We start from the raw sequence: 18,131 nt of genomic DNA, 5'->3' as shown, positions 1-18,131 counted from the left end.
GACGGGCCCCATTATTTTCTTAGCAGGCCAGTTCAGGGAGCGCCAGATTGGCAGAGCGAGGCCATAAAAATTATTCACACGATTGACCCCACTATATACATTGCCAAGCCCACGCAGAGAGTATCTCGATAACGAATTTGTCTACGAAAAACAGGTAGATTGGGAGACGGAATATTTAAATAAGAGCGCCAAGAACGGAGCAATTCTATTTTGGCTTGCGAAGGAGTCTACTCATGACTGCGGGAGGTCATATGCCCAGACTTCCAGATTTGAGCTTGCAGAATGGAAGCAAGATATGAGAGGGAAAAGTTTAATTTGATCATAGGTATTGAGGACGGTTTTTCCGGCGCTCGTTATATAAAGCGTCGGTTGGTCAAGATTGTCCCGACGTGCCGATCCTCGATACTCTTTTGGAGACATGTAAAGAAGCCGCAAGACGCGCAACTTCTCCTATTGTGTCTTAGGGGATAGAGGGCTACCAATAATAAACAACACCCGCTTGAGGCGGGTGTTGTGGTTGGAGAGCTACTTACTTCGTTGCGAGAACCTTGCTGAATACTTCGGGGTGGTTCTGGGCGATGTCGGCGAGGACTTTGCGGTCCAGGGCGATCTGCGCGGTCTTGAGTTGGGCGATCAACTTTGAGTAGGAGATGCCCTGTTCGCGTGCCGCGGCATTGAGTTGAATCTGCCACAGGCGGCGAGAGGTGCGCTTCTTTTTCTTGCGGTCTGCAAAGGCATGGGACCATGCGTGCAAGAGCGCCTCTTTTGCTTGGCGGATCTTTGTCTTGCGGGTCCACATGAAGCCCTTGGTCTGCTTCAGGATTCGCTCGCGACGCTTATGCTGTTGTACTCCTCGTTTTACGCGTGTCATGGTGAATAATTAAAACTCGTTTGCGAGCAGTGCGCGTGCCTTTTTGAGCACTTCTTTTGGCGCGTGCAACTGTCCCTTCTTGTTGCGGGCACGCTCGCCAGACTCCTTCGCGTTGAAGTGGTTCTGGTGTGGTGGGCGCTTGAGAATCTTCTTGCGACCCGTGATCTTAACGCGCTTTTTGAGCGAGCGGTTAGTCTTGCTGTTGCGCGGTTTGCTTGTTTTGCTGTGTCGAGCCATGGTTTCGTTTCTTATCAAACTGAATCATCACTACCCAGCCGAACGGAGAACGCTTTGGTTCGCCTTGCGTGACGTAGGGCTGTGAGAGGGTGGCAAGGAAGCTTTTGAGCTTCTCAAGTCCCATGTGCGCAAGCGCTTTTTCACGTCCGCGCAGGGTCAGCTCTACTTTCACCGGGTGGCCTTCTTGCAAGAACTCGTCCGTCTTTCGGGCCTTGGTCTCAATGTCGTGAGTGCCCGTTTTGAAGCCAACGCGGACCGTTTTTGTCTCTTGGTCTTTCGCCTTAGCTTTTGTCTTTTTCTCCTGGCGCGACTTCAGGTACTGGTACTTCCCATAGTCCATGATCTTCACGATAGGGGGTTGAGCGTTTGGCCCAACCTCTACCAGATCAAGGTCCATTTCGCGGGACATGCGCAGAGCGTCAGTAATCTTCATGACGCCAAGCTGCTTGCCCTCGTCAGTAATGACCTGAACTTCAGGCGCTCGGATAAAATTGTTGATGCGAAGTTTGTTCTGCAATGCAGGAAAAGTGAACGGACCGCAGTGTACCACGCCTTGAGAAAAAAGGGAAGAGGGGCTACGGCCGCATGAGTTTCTGCAGAATGGCGAGCTGGAGCTTGGCTCCCTGCATGGCTCTATGGGGCTTTGGCTCTGGGTCTATATCGAGCGCTTTGGCAATGTCTTCAAGTCGCATGGTGGCACGGGGACGGTTGAGAATGTTTTGGTGCGCCCACGCTACAGAGAAGAGATCAAGACGGTGGTAATCCGTGGGGTCTTCAATGCCGCTCTGCTGGAACGCTTCGGCAATGAACGACCACGTGAAAAAGACGTTGTGCCCTGCAAAAATAGCCCCCTTGCATGCTTCCGCATAGTTTTCCATTGCGGTGCGGAGGTTTACGGCATAGCGCCATGAGGCGGGAGCGTAGCCACACACCTCAAGCGCCTTTTTAGCGCCGCGTTCGATCCGCGTGGGGCGAATCTTCGTGCTGTATGTGGTGAGCGGCTCCAGCGTGTGCGGGTCAACCACAATGACCGCAAGCTCTAAGATCTCATGGATGCGTGCGTCCAGGCCCGATGTCTCAATATCAGTGATGGCGATGGGGTGAGAGAGCGTACTCATGGTGTCCAGATGCTACCAAAAAAAGACAGCGCCCGCCACGAGCTGTGCTCATGACGGGCGAGAGGCTATCTGGGGATGGGGCCGAGGTAGCGACGGCCGCGAACGCGGAACTCCAGAAGGCGCCGGTACTCAAACTCTTTGGACTTCCTGGTGCGATAGGGCCCGGGCCCGAGGCGTCGGAGATCCACACCCCAGATGAGCCCATAGAGGGGGATATCCGAAACGCCGTACGAAGCCTCGGATCCGATGTGGACGCGCACGGGCGTCCACCCGTTGGTGAAGCCGACTTGGTCGTGCGCGATGGGGAGCTCGATCGCGCCCCCGCGTCCCCATTCGGGGATGCTGATCCGGCACAGGTGGCTCGCGCCGTGCCACGTGTTCGGATCTTCACACGGGTAGATTACGTAGCTTGGGTGGGCGGCCCCAGTCTGCTGGCTTCCCCAGACCAGCTTGAACCTGTGGTAGCGGCATACGGCGTGTGCCGCCAACATGATCTCGATATGCAGGGGCGTGAGTGGCACGCCTTTGATGACCTTCTTTTTACTCAAAAGCCTCCTCCTTGAGAAGGCATACAATACGCTGTCTTCGGTTATTTGTCTAGGAGAGCGCGAACGTCCGCGAGCACTTCTTGTGCATGCTCTGCGGGCGTGACTTTCTCGTATGTTTTCACAATCTCACCTTCCGGATTCACTAAAAAGGATTTTCGTTGAATGCCCTCGAACGTGCGTCCCATGAACTTCTTTTCTCCAATGGCGCCCAGTGCTTTCATGGTTTCTTTGGTGGGGTCAGAGAGCAGTGGGAACGGTAGCTGGTATGCGTCGGCAAACTTTTTGTGGCTCTGTACGGAATCTCCGCTCATGCCTGCCACCGCAATGCCAAGCGTGCGGAATGTTTCAAAGTCATCGCGAATAGCGCACGCCTCCTTCGTGCATCCCGGCGTGTTATCTTTCGGGTAAACGTAGATCAACAGCCATTGGCCCATCCATTCTTCTGGGGTGTGAGTGACTCCATCCTGATCTTGGAGAGAAAAAGAGGGGACGCGCATGGTTAGGAGCGTCTAGGGATGCGTAGAATGGGGCCGAGCGACGGTGCTCGCGCGATGAGGAGGAGTGCGAATGCGTAGATGATGTGCTCATCCACTAACAAGGAGTGTTCGCCAATGTAAGGGAAATCGAGAACAGGGAAGTAGTAGAGGACCATCATGAGTGCGCCTGCGTATGCTGCGGGGCGGGCGAGCACGCCGCTCAAAAGCCCGAGGCCAACCAACAAAAGGCCCCACTCATTGAGGAGGTTGGTGATACCGATCATGCTGGGTCCTGCGAGCCATGCGTAGAATCCGGAAAATGTTTTTGCGCTCATCAAATAGCCCGCCGCACTCCATGCGGGGTTGATGATCTTCACGATCCCTGCGTATGCGAAAAGCCAACCAAGCGCGATGCGAAGCCAGAAGATAGGATGTTTCATATCGCTCTAGTGTACTGTATTTATGACGGATGCGGTGCGCAGGGTGTGTAAAAAGAAGCCCCCGTTCGTCTGGTGTGACGAGCGGGGGCGGTTATGCATCGAGTTCTCTTGTTCTTGTTCGGCGCATCCTACCCTTGATCCTCGCGATCAAGAAGATCACAAGGATTGTTGAGGGCACTGCGCGGCCGAGGTAGATCCACGAGAACGGATCGTTCTTGACCCAGGCGGGGTAGAGTGCGCACAGGTTTGCGAACAGCACCGCAACCCAGAGAAAAAGTGGCTCCGTGCTCCGTTCCGCTTTCAGCAGCCGCTTCACTGTAGCGAAGTAGCCTATGAGAGCAACGCACTGCACAAGGGCGTAAGAGATGAGCGGTTGGTCCGTGAAGGACCAAAACGCCACAACTCCCGCTCCGCCTGCGAGACACCACTTCTGCACTTTGTCGAAGGCCACCGACAGCGTTCCGTAGCGAATGTTCGCCGCGATCACTCCCGAGAGAATGATCACAATGTTCACTACGCCAGCGGTAACGCCGATGTTGGCGGTCAACGACTTCCGAGGACTGTCCCAATACATCCAGAACGACAGACCCATCATGACCATCATGAGGATCCACGTTGCGGGTACTGGGTTTGTTTCGCGGATCCATGCGCGACGAACGTAGTCCGCCGCCGAGACCAGCATGAGAACGATAGTCCCTAGAACGGCGATCTCATACACTTCACGCCTCCTTGGCTGACGTATATATTACGCTGCTTTCAGCATTATGTCAATATATAAAGAAGCCCCCGTTCGTCTGGTGTGACGAGCGGGGGAGGGGAGGTTAGTCGAGGTGGAGTCTCTCGCGGTAGATCGCGAGGATCTCTTCGGCTTCTGTTTTGCGCAGCTCTGCGGCAAGCCGCATCGCATCTCGAGTGCCCGCATCGGAGGCTTCGAGCGCGAGTTTGTAGTTTGTGCACGCGAGCTGCAGCCTGACAACCGCCAGCGCCAAGAGCTCCTCTTGAGACATCTGCCAGAGGGATGGCGACGGGGCTTCGGGTGCGATGGGACCGCTCGGACTGGTGCTCATGCCTACCTCCTTCCGGCACGGTAGCACTGCGAGAGGTGCGCGGCAAGTATGGGTGAGGGGGGGATCCCGCTCATCTAGTTCTTAAAAATAAAGAAACCCCGCACAGACGAAGCGAGGGGCTTCTTGTGCGGGGCGGCGTGGGCTAGAGGATGGGAACTTCGTCCAGGTACAGCAGTCGGTTGTCTCCGTCGCGCGCGATGAGGCGGATCGATCCGCCCACGGTTTCTTTCTTTTCCACCGTGAGCTCCCACTGCCGCGCCAGCGCTTCTGCGTCCTCGTCGAGTCTGATGCCGACCAGCACCGGACCCAGAACGGAATTCACTCCGTAGACTGCGATGGCCTTCTTCATCTCGACACCTCTCTAAGCTATAATTATACAACATAATATGCATACGTGTCAACCGACCTCTGAAAGGGCTAAAACGTGCTTATATTGCAGTGCTTGAACAAATAATCAATACTTCTAGGCGCATGGTGATGTTATTCAAAAACATAGGCCTTATTCTTCTCGGAGGGGTTCTGTTTCTCACGTTGTTTTCGGAGTCTCCGAAAGAAGAAGGGGAGGAAAGCGCGCTGCTGATCCAAGCCATTGAAACTGGCGATGTAACATTGAGTCCGTCGGTTACTCCTTCTGTGCTACCAAAAAGCACCCCAACACTAACGCCGCGGGCAGAACGCTCCACCCAACAACCGACGCTTCAACAGAGTGCTCCAGTATCAACACCGCCCTTCCTACAAACACAATCACCGCAAAGTTTGCCAAATGTGTTTATCGTTACGCGCGTGGTTGATGGGGATACGATTGACGTGGACTATAATGGAACTATCGAACGCGTTCGTTATATCGGCATCGATACGCCGGAAACAGTCGACCCTCGAAAGCCCGTCCAATGCTTTGGGAAAGAAGCTTCTCGCCGAAATACGGAGCTAGTATTGGGAAAAAGTGTGAGGTTAGAAAAAGACGTTACAGATCGCGATGCGTACGGCCGACTACTTCGCTATGTATATGTGGGTGATTTCTTTGTGAATCTCGAGCTGGTAAAGAATGGATTTGCGAAGGTATATACATATCCGCCAGATGTAAAATACGATTCTGTATTTCTAGCGGCGCAGACTGAAGCCCGAAATAGCGCTACTGGTTTGTGGGGCGTAGCCTGTTCAACTACTACCACTCCTGCGCCGGCGCAGGCAGCTACGCCTACTTTAGCTCCACAAAGTGGCACATGCGATATAAAAGGGAACATTAGCTCGTCAGGAGAGAAAATCTATCACGTGGAAGGGTGCCGTTCTTACAACGCCACGAAAATTAACGAAGATGCGGGCGAGCGATGGTTTTGTAGCGAAAGTGAAGCCCTTAGTGCCGGCTGGCGCAAGGCGCTGAATTGTAACTAGATAAGAATTCTTCCGCTATATTTTTATGCATCGGCCTATCGCTACCCGTTCGATTCCCTTCCTTCAAGACAGAAAAACAAAACGCCCCGATGGGGCGCTTTGTTTTTCTGTAGTGGAGATGTGGGGAATCGAACCCCAGTCCAAAGTGTTACTGATACCGCGTGTACTGTGATAGGCGATTTGGTATCCGTGCACGTATGACTTCGCCAAACGTCGTGCATGGGTTTCCGTCAGGTCTTAGCGTTCGTGCGGACGGACGCACAAACGAGCATCTCGCTGATGACACCCAGGAATCTCGTAGCGAGTATCCGAGCTGGATGGCTTACGCGCTAAAGCTAGGCGTATGCAACAACTGGTTGAGAGTTGCCAAATATGAGTTGACTAGATTTATTACGCGGGGGGATAGTCATCCGCGCACAGCGATGTATCAATGAACGACCTCGTCGAAACCGATCATCCCCAAGGGCACATTATACCACAAAACGGAAGTCCTGCAAAGTGCTTGTATAGTGCGTAAAAATCCCTATACTGCGCCATGAAGGAGGGCTCTATGGCTACGAGAGAAACGCGTCTTGGCACGCTCGTGCGTGGCATCACGCGGCGCCCGCGGGCGCCAAGCGTTGCGCGTTGCGTTGATCTGTTCCCCGTAGCGCGTGCGCTGTGGGAAAAAGACAACGCGCTCCAACGGCGCCACATTCAGGAGGCGCAAGCCAGAGAAGCGCAGCTCATGCAAGAGCATGGCGTGCTCGTGCGCAACGATGTGCCAGACTCCGCGCACTTGCGTGCGCTCGTTTTCACCAAACCGTAAGCCCCCGGCACCGTGCCGGGGGTCTTTATTCGTCGCCACCACGTGAGTGACGTGAGCCAGGCGGCAGGCTTGACGGTGCCTATGGCCTCGTGTATATTTTCTAGAATTCAATAGTTATGATTCCAGCTTCAGACAACATCCCATCGTGCCACGCCGCCCAGTGGCATCTCTATACCTTTATTATGTTTACTTCCGACATCGGAGGCTCATTAAGGTATTAATTTAGACAGCTACATTCACCACATAAATATCTCAACGAGCCCCCGATGATCGGGGGCTCGACTGTTCTTTAACGAAAATCCAGGAGGGTAGTTAGAATGATCTGCGAAATCGGACGTTCCAATATTGGCAGTGGCCTTGACGAAGCTTTGCGCGCCGGTTACGTACGGCGTGATGTGCTCACCGAAGACGCGCACTACGTGTGCGACGCTTCTTCGCCCGTGCCCAACTGTAGGGCAACGGAACTGCTCGTTGCCGCATGGGCGAGTCTGCGTTTGCCCGGCACTGTGGTGACCGACATCAGTACGGCTGGTACGGTCGGCGAGTACGGGCAGGAGTGGGGTTTGGACGCCGACTGTGACGACTTCGGCTCCAACTTGTGGAAGGAGTTCTGGGGAGATGTTCCGTTCATTGGAAAGGAGCGTCTGCGCCCACACGTACCAATTGGGCTATTGCCAGATGCGGTGGATACGATTATCTCCACGCGCTTGGCGCGTTTCATGGAGGTGCGTGAGCGGCTGGTGGAGCACATTGTCCCATCGGGGATGCCCGCCGGTTCGCTCCGTGTGCGCGACCTGACCTGCGCCCTGATTAACATCACGCTCGGTGAACTTCGAGAGGCGTTGCCGTCTAGACGAGCCATCTGCAGGGTGCCATGCCCTGCGTGCTCTGCGGACACGGTGTCGTACCATAGCGTGCGTTGGGATTGGCAGTACGTGGTTACTGCTGTTCATAGTACGCGGCCGATGCGCTGTAAGGGGGCGCGGATCTTGTCCGCCTGTATCTCTGACGATACGAGCGTCGGTCTCCTCATGCGAAAGACGGGGCTCGTACTCAACGGGCTTGCCGCATACGCTGCGATCAAAAAGATCACGTCTCCAGACGCCCGCGTGCATGTGCGCGACTATAGCGATTCGCGCGGGACACTCAACAGCCTCACTTCCCTGTGGCGCGATCGCTTGAGTGTAAGCACGAGGGTAACTGTGGTCACGCCAGACAAGAAGGACGCCGGGTGGGATGATCTCCGTCGTTGTCTGGACGCCCATGCGTCAAGGGTGGGGAAGGCACTCTCCGACATCCCGTTCATCTCTGACGGCCGCACCATCACGATTACTGTCACCTAGGTCTTCGTGTCGGAGCCCTTGTATAGGGCTCCGACACATCCTCGTTATTTTATACATGAAAACAATACAATCTAATACTCGAACAGCTGTGATTATATCTGCGCACCCTGACGACGACACGCTTGTTGGCGGCACTGTTGCTGCGCTCGCGGCGCGTGGATGGAAGGTGCACGAATTCGTATGCACCGATGGTAGTAATGGTAAGCCGAATGCGCGAGAGAGAACGGCAATGATGGCAAATAATCGTCGCAAAGAAATTGACTTGTTCTCACGTGACGTTGGCATGGAGCCACCGCGTATTCGTGTTGGCGGGAATATACTTCTCTCGCCGACCGAAGATATAGTGCTTGAGCTGGCGGCGTATCTACGCGAAGTGCGGCCTGATGTATGTATTCTTCTCAATCGCGGAGACTACCACTTCGAACATCGCGCGGCTCACGCCATTGGTCTACGAGCAATAGAAATCGCATTTCGCTCAACGCTCCTTCACTTGGGTGCGCGTCTTGAGCACGGCATTATTCTGGAAACCGACGGCCTTAACGTTTTAGCGAACCCGCTCATTCTCTTTGATATTTCTGAGACGTATGCCGTAAAGATGCGTGCTATGCGTGCTGCGTATGCAGAGCGTTTGGGGCGTGACCTACTCCGCTTTGATGAGGGGCTTGCCATGCTTCGCGGCGGGCGTGCTAAAAGCACATATGCCGAGGCGTTCCGAATAGTAAACCCGCCATGGTATCGTTTAACGGCGGTATCGGCCGGAATTCTTGCCGAGTTTGTGGCGATTGGATCTCCTAGAACACCATGAACCGCCCACTTAATATTTTATTTATCCACGACTATCCACACGCTGAAGGCGGCGGTGTTGAGGTGCAGACATTTCAAGATGCTCGTGCCCTAGCTAGTCTTGGGCACTCGGTCACTATTGCGACAACGCGCACCGTATCAGAAACATTTACTACTGATGCGCATGTGCGATATCCGCATATTGTAGCGCCACGGTTATGCCTCGAGAAGGCGAGTACCGAAGCCGACATCGTGCAACTTATGCGGTGCGCTGACGTTATTCATGTACAGGCGACGTTTTCTTTGCGTGATGGTATGATGACTGCTTTGCGATGCGCCGATAGGTGCGGCGCACGCCTTGTAGTGTCACTCCGCACGACAGTGAGACACATACCCTTTTCAAGGATTGGGAAATTGCCGTTGATTATGCGGCAAGCGCTCCTTGATGAATTTTGTGCGCATCTTCGCAATTCGCGGTGTATTATATCCGGTCCTTCTAGTGCCGTGCAGGCGTCCTTAGACGAGCTTGGTATCCTGCGAAGAGTACACGTTATTCATAACGCCAAAGACTGGGATGAGCTAGATACACAAGCTTTGCATGGGCCGGTGATTCCGCGCGTGGCTATTACATATGCTGGCGAGCTCTCTCACATGAAGGGCGTTGATGTGCTCATGCGCGCGCTTGTGAAGCTCAAACGCGTCTTATCGCCACGCTCGGTTCGCGTTATTGGTGCGGGGCAGGACGAGCGCAAGCTACTGGCACTGGCACAGAAGCTTGGCGTTGGTTCACTTTTGCGTTTTGAGGGCTATATATCGCATGACCGTATGCCCGCTTTCTTGCGCGCGACCGACGTGCTCGCGGTGCCGTCGAGAACAGAATCTTGGTGTAATGTGGCGATGGAAGCGCTCGGACTTGGTACCCCGGTGGTTGCGAGCGATATTGAAGGCCTCGCGGAGCTCTTGGATGGTGGGCGGCGTGGGCTATTATTCCCGTTGGGAGACGCACATGCCTTAGCGATTGCGCTTGAGAAGGTGCTTTACAGTCGTGTTATTCGCGCGCGTCTTACCGCCCCACATATTTCTCGAGAGGTGCGTACAACATACTGTATAAAAAAAAGAATAACCGAGCTACTTTCGTTTTACGACACTATTGGAGCGCAGCATTATACTGAGAATATTAATCCTCAAGTCCGCGTTGGTTCGCTCGTGTGAGATCTTTCTTTTTTATCGTTTCTCGCTTGTCGTATTTGCGTTTCCCGCGCGCGATGCCTACTAACAGTTTAATGCGCCCGCCCTTGTCATACAGTTTCAGGGGAACAAGCGTAAGGCCTTCTGCCTTGCCGATACCCGAGAGTGCGGCAATCTGTTTCTTGGACATGAGGAGCGCGCGATCTGCCTGCGGGTTATAGGTGGGTGGTGTGTTTGCGGGCTGGTAGGGCGTGATAGTGGCGCCTACAAGAAACGGACGCTCGTGAATCATGCGCACATAGGTGCCGCGGAGTGCTGCTTTACCAGTTTTAATTGCTTTCACTTCATTGCCTGTGAGCACAACACCAGCCTCGAGTGTTTCGATAATCTCGAAGTCGAATGCGGCCCGCGGGTTTGAGGCGTACTCTTTCATAGCTATGCGGTGCGCTCTTTAAGCGTCAAAGAGACGTGCATCGGTTTTTCGTTGCGAATGAGTGAGAGCTTCACGGTTTCTCCTACGGCGAATACCTGGAGCGCTTCGGTGAGCGTCGTTTTCTCGGTGAGCGGTTCGCCATTCACTTCAGTGATGATGTCGTTCTCGCGAATGCCGGCCTTGTCTGCGGGGGAGCCGGGGACCACAGCGACAGAGCCGGGGAGGTGGTCGCGGGCTACGAGCGCGCCGTGATCTGTGGCGAGTGCATATTTCTTCTGTGCTTCCTTGCCCAACATAATGTAGGTGAGGCCGATGTACGGTCGGCGAATGCGCCCGTGCTCTAAAATGTCCTTGATGTCTTGCTTTGCCCAATTAATGGGGATAGAAAAGCCGATATTCTGCGCGCCATAGATGACCGCCGTGTTGATGGCGATGACGTTACCGTCTAAATCAATGAGCGGCCCTCCAGAGTTTCCTTGGTTGATAGCGACGTCCGTTTGAATAACACCACGAAGCTCTTCCATGTGCTCGCCCGAGCCCAACGCCGCGGCGATACTCCGTGCGAGACCAGAAACAATACCCTTTGAAACAGTGTTTGAGAACATGCCCAGCGCGTTGCCAATGGCGAGCACTGTTTGCCCGAGCTGAATCTTCTTTGAATCACCCATCGGTGCGACGGGGAGATTCATGCCTTCTATCTTCAATACGGCAATGTCGTTGACGGGGTCACGTGAAAGCACCTTCGCGGGGTATTCGGTATCGTCACCCATAATAACAGTGTATGCGGCGTCGGGGTCGATGACGACGTGCTTGTTGGTGAGTACGAGTCCATCTGCGTGCACGATGAAGCCAGAGCCACCGCCTACTTTTGTTTTCTCTGTTTCGCGTGGCGGAGCGAATGATCCGAAGAGGGAATCAGAAAGGCGCCCACGCATTGTGGGGAGTTCCTTTGAGATCGCGATACTTACTACGGCTGGCGAAATGTCTTTGACGATATCAACGATGTGTTTGTCGTGTTCTTTGAGGGACATAATAAAAAAGTATCTCCTTCATTATGGGGGTCGCGGGCTGCTTTTTCAAGGCGATTGCGGAGGTCTAGTAAAGGAGCGGCGCCTGCGGTAGCATACAAGCATGTACGATATCTCTTGGATACGTGCTCGTATCGCAACACATGTGCCCGGCATTTCTTTTGATGTCTCAGTTCCGCCTACTCCGGATCTGGGTGACTTTGCCACAAATATTGCGTTCCCACTCGCGAAAGAGCAGAAGAAGTCGCCCATGGAAGTTGCTGAACACATTGCTTCTGCGCTGCGCGCTGACCCAGAGCTTTCCGTCGCGTGCGAATCTATCACCGCTTCTGCGCCTGGGTTTATTAATATCACGCTTCGTGCATCTGCACTGCACGCGTCGCTCCGTGCGCTCGCGAGTGCTCAGCGGCCAGGGGCGACAAAAGAGGGAAGGGGAAAAACAATCATCGTTGAATATTCATCTCCAAATATTGCAAAGCCCATGCATGTGGGGCACGTGCGCTCTACGGTAATCGGAGATGCGCTCGCGAATATCCACGACTTTCTCGGCTACCGCGTCATTCGGTGGAACTATTTGGGCGATTGGGGGACGCAGTTTGGAAAACTCATCGCCGCGTATAAGCGTTGGGGTAATCCGCATGATGTGCGCAAAGATCCTATCGCCACACTCGTGAGGTTGTATGTGCGCTTCCATGAAGAGCTGAAAACTGACGCTTCACTTGAAGCGGTCGGACAAGAAGAATTCCGCAAGCTGGAGAGCGGCGATGGAGAAAACAAAAAACTTTGGCAGTGGTTTAAAAAAGAATCACTGCGCGCATTTGAACACACCTACACACAGCTGGGCATCAGGTTTTCTATTATGACAGGCGAAAGCGATCTCCAAAAAGACATGCCCGCGCTTGTGGCGTTTTTAGAAGCGCAGGGCATCGCGAAAGAAAGCGAGGGTGCGCTCATTGTGGACCTTTCAGCGCAAAACCTTCCGCCAGCACTCATCCGCAAGTCCGATGGAGCAAGTCTGTATCTCACGCGGGAGCTCGTGGGGCTTCAAAAGCGCCTTGACCACCACAACCCCACAGCGATGCTCTATGTAGTGGGGAATGAACAGTCGCTCCACTTCCAACAACTTTTTGCGGTGGCGGAAATACTCGGGCTGCGTACTGCGGATCTCATGCACGTGAAGTATGGACTTGTGCTGAATGCGCAAGGACAAAAACTATCCACGCGCGAAGGGAACGCGACGCCACTTACTGAAGTATTGGCTGAGGCAATTCAGCGCGCCGACGCAGTGGTACAAAAGAAAAACCCACGCCTTTCAGAGAAGGAGCGCGCTCGTGTTGCGCGAGCGGTGGGCATTGGCGCTATTAAATACAATGACCTTCGCGAATTGCGCACATCGGATATTCGCTTTGACTGGGATCGTATGCTCGATTTCTCTGGTTCAAGTGGACCCTACATTCAATATACCTATGCACGACTCATGAGTATCGCGCGTAAGGCTGGTGCATGGGCGCGGCTTTCGCGATTGTTAGTGCGCCCACAATTAGAGCTCCTCTCTGAGCCATGCGAAGAGCGCCTCATGCGGCACCTTCTCCACTTTACTGATGTTGTGCGTCAGAGCGCGACATCGCGAACAACAAATGGCCTTGCGTTATATATTGCTGAACTTGCGAATGAAGCAAACCGCTTCTATGAACAGGTGCGTATTTTAGAGGACGCGCAAACGCAACGCCGGAATGCGCGGCTTCTTCTTATTGAAACGGTGGCGAAAGTGTTGAAAACGGGGCTCGGCCTTTTGGGCATTCAAGCTCCCGAGCAGATCTAGCGACGAGAAAGGTGCAGAACAGCAAGCGCTCCTGCGAGATCAAGAACGAGATCAGCGAGCGTATCGGTAAGGTCACCGCCGTGGAAGTATGCATAGATAGAAGGCCAATAGACCTCTCCGAAAAGACTCGAAGTATGTTCGGCAACTTCCCAAGCAATACCGACAACGGCAACAACGCCGAGAATAGCCCATGTATGAAGGGGATTGTGGTTTCCTTGTGCGCGGTGTGAGAAATGCCGGTGCGCGAGCCACGCAATAGCTGCGCCGCCCGTGAGGTGCATGAGCTTATCGAACCACGGGACGATGTCGTAAAGATTTGTGGCGCCTGTTACAAAGACGCCAAGCACAAAGATTACAAAGAGTATCACCAAAGGGGCGCGGAGATGCATGCGTGCAGTGTACGACAGACTCCTCTTTTCGCGCAATGCTTTCGCGTTGAGATTTTCCGCTTTTTTTGCTAGCGTAACAATACATTTCTTATGACTGAGACATTCCATACCCGCGAAGAGCGTACCCGCCGTTTTTGGAAAGATCACCACATTTTTCAAAAGAGCATCGATCGTCGCGCAGGCGCAGAGCCATTCGTGTTCTTCGAGGGGCCACCGACGGCAAACGGTTTGCCGCATATTGGGCACTTCCTCACGCGCATTTTTAAAGATCTCTATGGGCGCTACAAAACGATGCGCGGTTTTCGTGTGCTCCGCAAGGCGGGATGGGATACGCACGGCCTCCCCGTGGAGCTCGAAGTAGAAAAAGAACTTGGCTTTAAGGGGAAGAAAGACATTGAAGCATACGGTATCGCAGCATTTAATACGAAGGCGAAGGCAAGCGTGTGGAAGTATCGAGATCTGTGGGAGAAGATGACTGAGCGCATGGGCTTCTGGCTCGACATGCGCGATCCCTACATCACCTACGGCGCTCACTATGTAGAGTCTCTTTGGAATGTCATTGGGCAAATTTGGGATAAACAGCTTTTGTACCAGGCGCACCGTGTTATTCCTTTCTGCACGCGCTGTGGCACGGGCCTCTCGTCTCATGAAGTTGCGCAGGGATATGAAACGGTGACCGACACTTCCGTGTATGCGCTGTTTCCTCTGCGTGGTGAATCTGCGTTTCCAAAAGGAACAGCAATCGTTGCGTGGACAACAACTCCGTGGACGCTTCCAGGGAACGTTGCGCTTGCAGTGGGAGAGAATATTACCTATGCGCTCGTGCGACGCGAAGAAGGCTTTCACATTGTTGCACGTGATCTCGTAGAAAAAATCTATGGTGCCGACGCGGTCATTGAGCGCGAGTGTTCTGGCAAAGAGCTTGTCGGGCTCTCGTACGAGCCGCTCTTTTCTGTCCCCGCATTGCAATCTGATGCTTCCTATAAAGTGTACGCCGCAGACTTTGTAACAACCGGAGATGGTACGGGTATCGTGCACACTGCGGTGATGTATGGAGAAGATGACTATGCGCTCGGCACGCGCGTGGGGTTGCCAAAGGTGCACACCGTGGATGCGGCCGGGTTCTTTACCGGTGTGGGTGAGCTACTCGATGGCCGCTACGCGAAGGATCCAAAGACCGAGGCGCTGATTCTCGAAACGCTTGCGGCACAGGGGCGCGTGGTGCGCACTGAACCGTATGAGCACGAGTACCCACATTGCTGGCGTTGCCACAAGCCGTTGTTGTACTACGCAAAAGAATCGTGGTTCATCCGCATGTCCGCGGTTAACAAAGAGCTTCTTGCAAATAATGAGACGATCAACTGGTATCCAGAGCACATCAAAGATGGTCGTTTTGGACAGTGGCTCCGCGAAGGGAAAGACTGGGCATTCTCGCGTGAGCGCTACTGGGGCACGCCGTTGCCGGTGTGGGTGTGTGGTAAGCCTGAGTGTCGGCACATGCGCGTTATTTCTTCATATGCAGATCTTGACGGTTTGCGCACAACAAAGCCAACGCGCCTCGTGCTTGCCCGCCACGGGCTGACCACTCGCGGCAAAGACGGCAACCTCATCATTAGCTCGCTTCTCGAGCACGATACCTACGATCTCACCGAAGAGGGCAGGGAACAGATTCGGAAAGGAGCGGAATTGTTAAAAGCATCGGGCGGCGTTGATGCGATTATCGCATCGCCATTCCGACGCACCCAACAAACTGCAGCGATTTTCAGTGAAGCGCTTGGTATTCCTGTCGCCACCGACGAACGTCTTGGCGAGCTTAATCACGGCTTGGTGTGTGAAGGGAAAACGCACGCCGTGTGCCAGGTCCCAGAGGTAGCAAACACGATGGACGCTCCCTTCGGAGACGGAGAATCGTGGCGTGACGTCACGCGTCGCATGGTGAGCGTCGCCCGCGAGCTGAACGTGCAGTATGCGGGCAAGCGCGTACTCATTGTTTCTCACGGTGACCCACTGTGGCTTTTAGAGAGCGCTTTGCGTGGTCTCTCTGATGCAGAGATTCTTGCCGCCCGCAATACGCAGTACATCGAACAGGGAAGCGTACACGAGCTCACCTTCCCCAACTGGCCGTTTAACGATGAGGGCCAGTTGGATCCGCACCGTCCTTATATTGATGAAATTGTCATTCGGTGTGAAAAGTGTGATGGCGACATGCGGCGCGTGCCAGAAGTAATAGACGTTTGGTTTGATTCTGGATGCATGCCATACGCGCAGTGGCACTGGCCCTTTGAACATGCAGAGCGTCTTGATCCGAAAAGTCCCGAGCGACAATTCCCTGCAGATTTTATCGTAGAAGCCGTCGACCAAACGCGTGGGTGGTTCTATACAATGCTCGCGGTGGGAACTTTATTGGGCCGTGGGGCGCCATATAAAAACGTCATCGTGCTGGGGCACACGCTCGATGCGAAGGGTCGCAAGATGTCCAAGTCTCTTGGGAACACAATCAAGGCGGAGGAGCTTATGGACGCTGCTGGTGTCGACGCAACGCGATGGAAGCTCTACAGCATGAACGCGCCGTGGGAGCCAAAATCTATTGACCCCAAAGAGTTCATTGCAACACTGAAGGGGTTCTTTGGAACGCTTGAAAACTGTGTGTGCTTCTTCGAGCTCTACGTACATGAAAAGAATGCGCCGCTACACGTGAGCACGCACGCGCTTGATCGGTGGTTGGTGTCTCGCCTTGCACTCGTGATCAACACGGTAACGGAGCGCCTTGACGCATATGACCCAACGCCAGCGGCTCGTGCGCTTGAATCGTTCATTGTTGAAGACCTTTCCAAGTGGTGGCTGCGTCGCTCGCGAAAGCGTGAAGAAGCGCTCCCGCTCTTGCGCGAGACTTTACTAACGTGCGCGAAACTACTTGCGCCATTTACGCCATATACAGCAGAAGACATTGCGTCACGCATGGGCTTTCATGAGCGCGATGGGGAGGAGAGTATTCACCTTGCCGCATGGCCAACTGTTGATGCGTCACAGCGTGACGAAGCGCTTGAAGAAGAAATGCGGCTCGCACAGGAAGTGGTGACTCGTGGACTTGCTTTGCGTAAAGAGCACAATATTCGCGTGCGCCAACCGCTTGCGCGCATGTTCGTTGCGCAACCGAAGGCGTTCTCTGCGGATATTGCTGCAATCATATGCGATGAGCTGAATATAAAAGAGCTTGCCTACGGAGCGCCCGCCGACGCGCTTGATATGGCGCTTACCCCAGAGCTTCGTGCCGAAGGCCTTGCTCGCGAGTGTATGCGCATCATCCAAGACATGCGCAAAGATGCAGGATATCGTGTGCAAGATAAGGTGTACTGTCAGTGGTATACTGAACATGCAGAGCTCTCCGCCGCGCTGATTGCGTGGACGGATGCTATGACCGAAGACGCGGTGCTCTCTGCATTTGTAAAAAAGAAAGATGCCGATGCAACGCTTGACCAAGAACGCACCGTTGAGCTTGCTCCAGGAATGAGCGTCTGGATCGGCGTTCGTGCATGACCATTCACGCATTTATCCTTGCGTCGCGTCCTTCAGGGGAGCGAGATCGTCTCGTGAGCGTCTTTTCTCGTGAGGAGGGGCGCATGGTGTTGGTTGCAAAGGGTGCGCAACGCAACACATCGGTGCAACGCATGCACACTGACGCATTCTCACAAATCACTTGTGGTGTGGTGCGTGGGCGCGCGCTTCCCATCATGACAAGTGCCCAGACGGTGCATGCATATCCCGAGATGCACGCCTCACTTCCTTCGCTTGCCATGGCAAGCTTCATGAGCGAGGCGTGTGAGCGGCTCGTTCCATTCCATGACCCCGACGAAGCGCTCTGGGATTTTTTTACGCAGACATATGAAGATTTAAATGCTGGACGCCTCCTTACGCGTGCCGCGATAACCGCTCGCCAAGAGGCGCTACTTGCGGTGTTGGGATATCCGGGCCCGCGAGGTCGTTGCGCTCTGTGCCTTCGCGAGGAGCATCCCGATGGGTGGTTCACGCACGCCGATATTGGCGGGCGCGTGTGCGCGTCCTGCGCTCCGCACGGCTCGCTTACTGCTTCTGGTGCGGGTGCTGGTGATGTAGGTGCTCAATTTGAAATGACTGCTGGCGCTCGCTTTGCGTCTCTACCGCTGCTGCGAGCTGTGCTACAATAATGGT

General features: G+C 54.1%; 21 protein-coding genes and 1 other RNA gene. 9 read left to right on the top strand and 13 right to left on the bottom strand.

Annotation, left to right across the window (positions count from 1 at the left end; translation table 11 throughout):
• Positions 1-529: 529 nt before the first annotated feature.
• From rplT to QY311_01800, 4 genes are read right to left on the bottom strand one after another with little or no spacing between them, the layout of a single operon-like run.
• Positions 530-871, bottom strand: coding sequence for a 50S ribosomal protein L20 (rplT, locus tag QY311_01815; protein WKZ26872.1), 342 nt, complete (start codon positions 869-871; stop codon positions 530-532).
• Between the two features lie 9 nt (positions 872-880).
• Positions 881-1,108 carry a 50S ribosomal protein L35 gene (locus QY311_01810; GenBank protein ID WKZ26871.1) on the bottom strand — a complete coding sequence of 76 codons (228 nt, stop codon included), beginning with the start codon at positions 1,106-1,108 and terminating at the stop codon, positions 881-883.
• A complete protein-coding gene (gene infC / locus QY311_01805; GenBank protein WKZ26870.1) occupies positions 1,062-1,625 on the bottom strand; it encodes a translation initiation factor IF-3 in 564 nt (187 codons plus the stop codon). Before infC ends, QY311_01810 begins: the two co-directional genes overlap by 47 nt.
• A gap of 58 nt (positions 1,626-1,683) precedes the next feature.
• Positions 1,684-2,226 (bottom strand): 3'-5' exonuclease, encoded by a 543-nt coding sequence (locus tag QY311_01800; GenBank protein WKZ26869.1) that lies wholly within the window; start codon positions 2,224-2,226, stop codon positions 1,684-1,686.
• 50 nt (positions 2,227-2,276) lie between these two features.
• Here QY311_01800 and QY311_01795 point away from each other — a divergent pair, with 50 nt between their 5' ends.
• Complete coding sequence (locus QY311_01795) at positions 2,277-2,789, top strand: hypothetical protein (protein ID WKZ26868.1); 513 nt, start codon at positions 2,277-2,279, stop codon at positions 2,787-2,789.
• Positions 2,790-2,815: 26 nt separating this feature from the next.
• Here the strand turns inward: QY311_01795 and QY311_01790 are convergent, their stop codons facing one another.
• From QY311_01790 to QY311_01770, 5 genes are all read right to left on the bottom strand, one after another.
• Complete coding sequence (locus tag QY311_01790; GenBank protein ID WKZ26867.1) at positions 2,816-3,271, bottom strand: peroxiredoxin; 456 nt, start codon at positions 3,269-3,271, stop codon at positions 2,816-2,818.
• Positions 3,272-3,273: 2 nt separating this feature from the next.
• Positions 3,274-3,690, bottom strand: coding sequence for a DoxX family membrane protein (locus tag QY311_01785; protein WKZ26866.1), 417 nt, complete (start codon positions 3,688-3,690; stop codon positions 3,274-3,276).
• A 91-nt stretch (positions 3,691-3,781) separates the two neighbouring features.
• A complete protein-coding gene (locus tag QY311_01780; protein ID WKZ26865.1) occupies positions 3,782-4,408 on the bottom strand; it encodes a hypothetical protein in 627 nt (208 codons plus the stop codon).
• A 103-nt stretch (positions 4,409-4,511) separates the two neighbouring features.
• Entirely contained in the window at positions 4,512-4,757 is a 246-nt protein-coding gene (locus QY311_01775) for a hypothetical protein (protein WKZ26864.1), read from the bottom strand.
• Positions 4,758-4,899: 142 nt separating this feature from the next.
• Positions 4,900-5,106 carry a hypothetical protein gene (locus QY311_01770; GenBank protein ID WKZ26863.1) on the bottom strand — a complete coding sequence of 69 codons (207 nt, stop codon included), beginning with the start codon at positions 5,104-5,106 and terminating at the stop codon, positions 4,900-4,902.
• 128 nt (positions 5,107-5,234) lie between these two features.
• On the opposite strand from QY311_01770, the gene QY311_01765 reads away from it, so the two are divergent.
• On the top strand, positions 5,235-6,149 hold the full coding sequence (locus tag QY311_01765; protein ID WKZ26862.1) for a thermonuclease family protein: 915 nt from the start codon (positions 5,235-5,237) through the stop codon (positions 6,147-6,149).
• A 110-nt stretch (positions 6,150-6,259) separates the two neighbouring features.
• Here QY311_01765 and ssrA read toward each other — a convergent pair.
• Positions 6,260-6,610, bottom strand: a transfer-messenger RNA (tmRNA) gene (gene ssrA, locus QY311_01760).
• 74 nt (positions 6,611-6,684) lie between these two features.
• Between ssrA and QY311_01755 the strand changes: the two genes are divergently transcribed.
• From QY311_01755 to QY311_01740, 4 genes are all read left to right on the top strand, one after another.
• Positions 6,685-6,957: a hypothetical protein gene (locus QY311_01755; protein ID WKZ26861.1), complete on the top strand. Its 273-nt coding sequence runs from the start codon at positions 6,685-6,687 to the stop codon at positions 6,955-6,957.
• A 317-nt stretch (positions 6,958-7,274) separates the two neighbouring features.
• Complete coding sequence (locus QY311_01750; GenBank protein WKZ26860.1) at positions 7,275-8,300, top strand: hypothetical protein; 1,026 nt, start codon at positions 7,275-7,277, stop codon at positions 8,298-8,300.
• Positions 8,301-8,388: 88 nt separating this feature from the next.
• A complete protein-coding gene (locus tag QY311_01745) occupies positions 8,389-9,105 on the top strand; it encodes a PIG-L family deacetylase (protein WKZ26859.1) in 717 nt (238 codons plus the stop codon).
• A complete protein-coding gene (locus QY311_01740) occupies positions 9,102-10,295 on the top strand; it encodes a glycosyltransferase family 4 protein (GenBank protein WKZ26858.1) in 1,194 nt (397 codons plus the stop codon). Before QY311_01745 ends, QY311_01740 begins: the two co-directional genes overlap by 4 nt.
• On the opposite strand, the gene smpB is transcribed toward QY311_01740, so the two are convergent.
• Positions 10,261-10,704, bottom strand: a complete 444-nt coding sequence (smpB, locus tag QY311_01735; protein ID WKZ26857.1) for an SsrA-binding protein SmpB — start codon at positions 10,702-10,704, stop codon at positions 10,261-10,263. The genes QY311_01740 and smpB overlap by 35 nt on opposite strands.
• 2 nt (positions 10,705-10,706) lie before the next feature.
• Positions 10,707-11,735, bottom strand: a complete 1,029-nt coding sequence (locus QY311_01730; GenBank protein ID WKZ26856.1) for a trypsin-like peptidase domain-containing protein — start codon at positions 11,733-11,735, stop codon at positions 10,707-10,709.
• A 100-nt stretch (positions 11,736-11,835) separates the two neighbouring features.
• Between QY311_01730 and argS the strand changes: the two genes are divergently transcribed.
• Complete coding sequence (gene argS, locus QY311_01725; GenBank protein ID WKZ26855.1) at positions 11,836-13,554, top strand: arginine--tRNA ligase; 1,719 nt, start codon at positions 11,836-11,838, stop codon at positions 13,552-13,554.
• Here argS and QY311_01720 read toward each other — a convergent pair.
• Positions 13,551-13,943 (bottom strand): hypothetical protein, encoded by a 393-nt coding sequence (locus QY311_01720; GenBank protein WKZ26854.1) that lies wholly within the window; start codon positions 13,941-13,943, stop codon positions 13,551-13,553. The two genes, argS and QY311_01720, sit on opposite strands and share 4 nt — an antisense overlap.
• Before the next feature lie 90 nt (positions 13,944-14,033).
• On the opposite strand from QY311_01720, the gene QY311_01715 reads away from it, so the two are divergent.
• Together QY311_01715 and recO are read left to right on the top strand one after the other, a co-directional pair.
• On the top strand, positions 14,034-17,480 hold the full coding sequence (locus QY311_01715; protein ID WKZ26853.1) for a class I tRNA ligase family protein: 3,447 nt from the start codon (positions 14,034-14,036) through the stop codon (positions 17,478-17,480).
• Positions 17,477-18,127, top strand: coding sequence for a DNA repair protein RecO (gene recO, locus QY311_01710; protein WKZ26852.1), 651 nt, complete (start codon positions 17,477-17,479; stop codon positions 18,125-18,127). The genes QY311_01715 and recO overlap by 4 nt, the downstream gene beginning before the upstream one ends.
• Positions 18,128-18,131: the final 4 nt, after the last annotated feature.

Source organism: Candidatus Paceibacterota bacterium (genome assembly GCA_030583765.1).
In the GTDB taxonomy this organism is placed as follows: Bacteria; Patescibacteriota; Minisyncoccia; order 2-02-FULL-40-12; family GWA2-44-9.
This window is presented reverse-complemented; position numbering and strand designations above follow the sequence as displayed.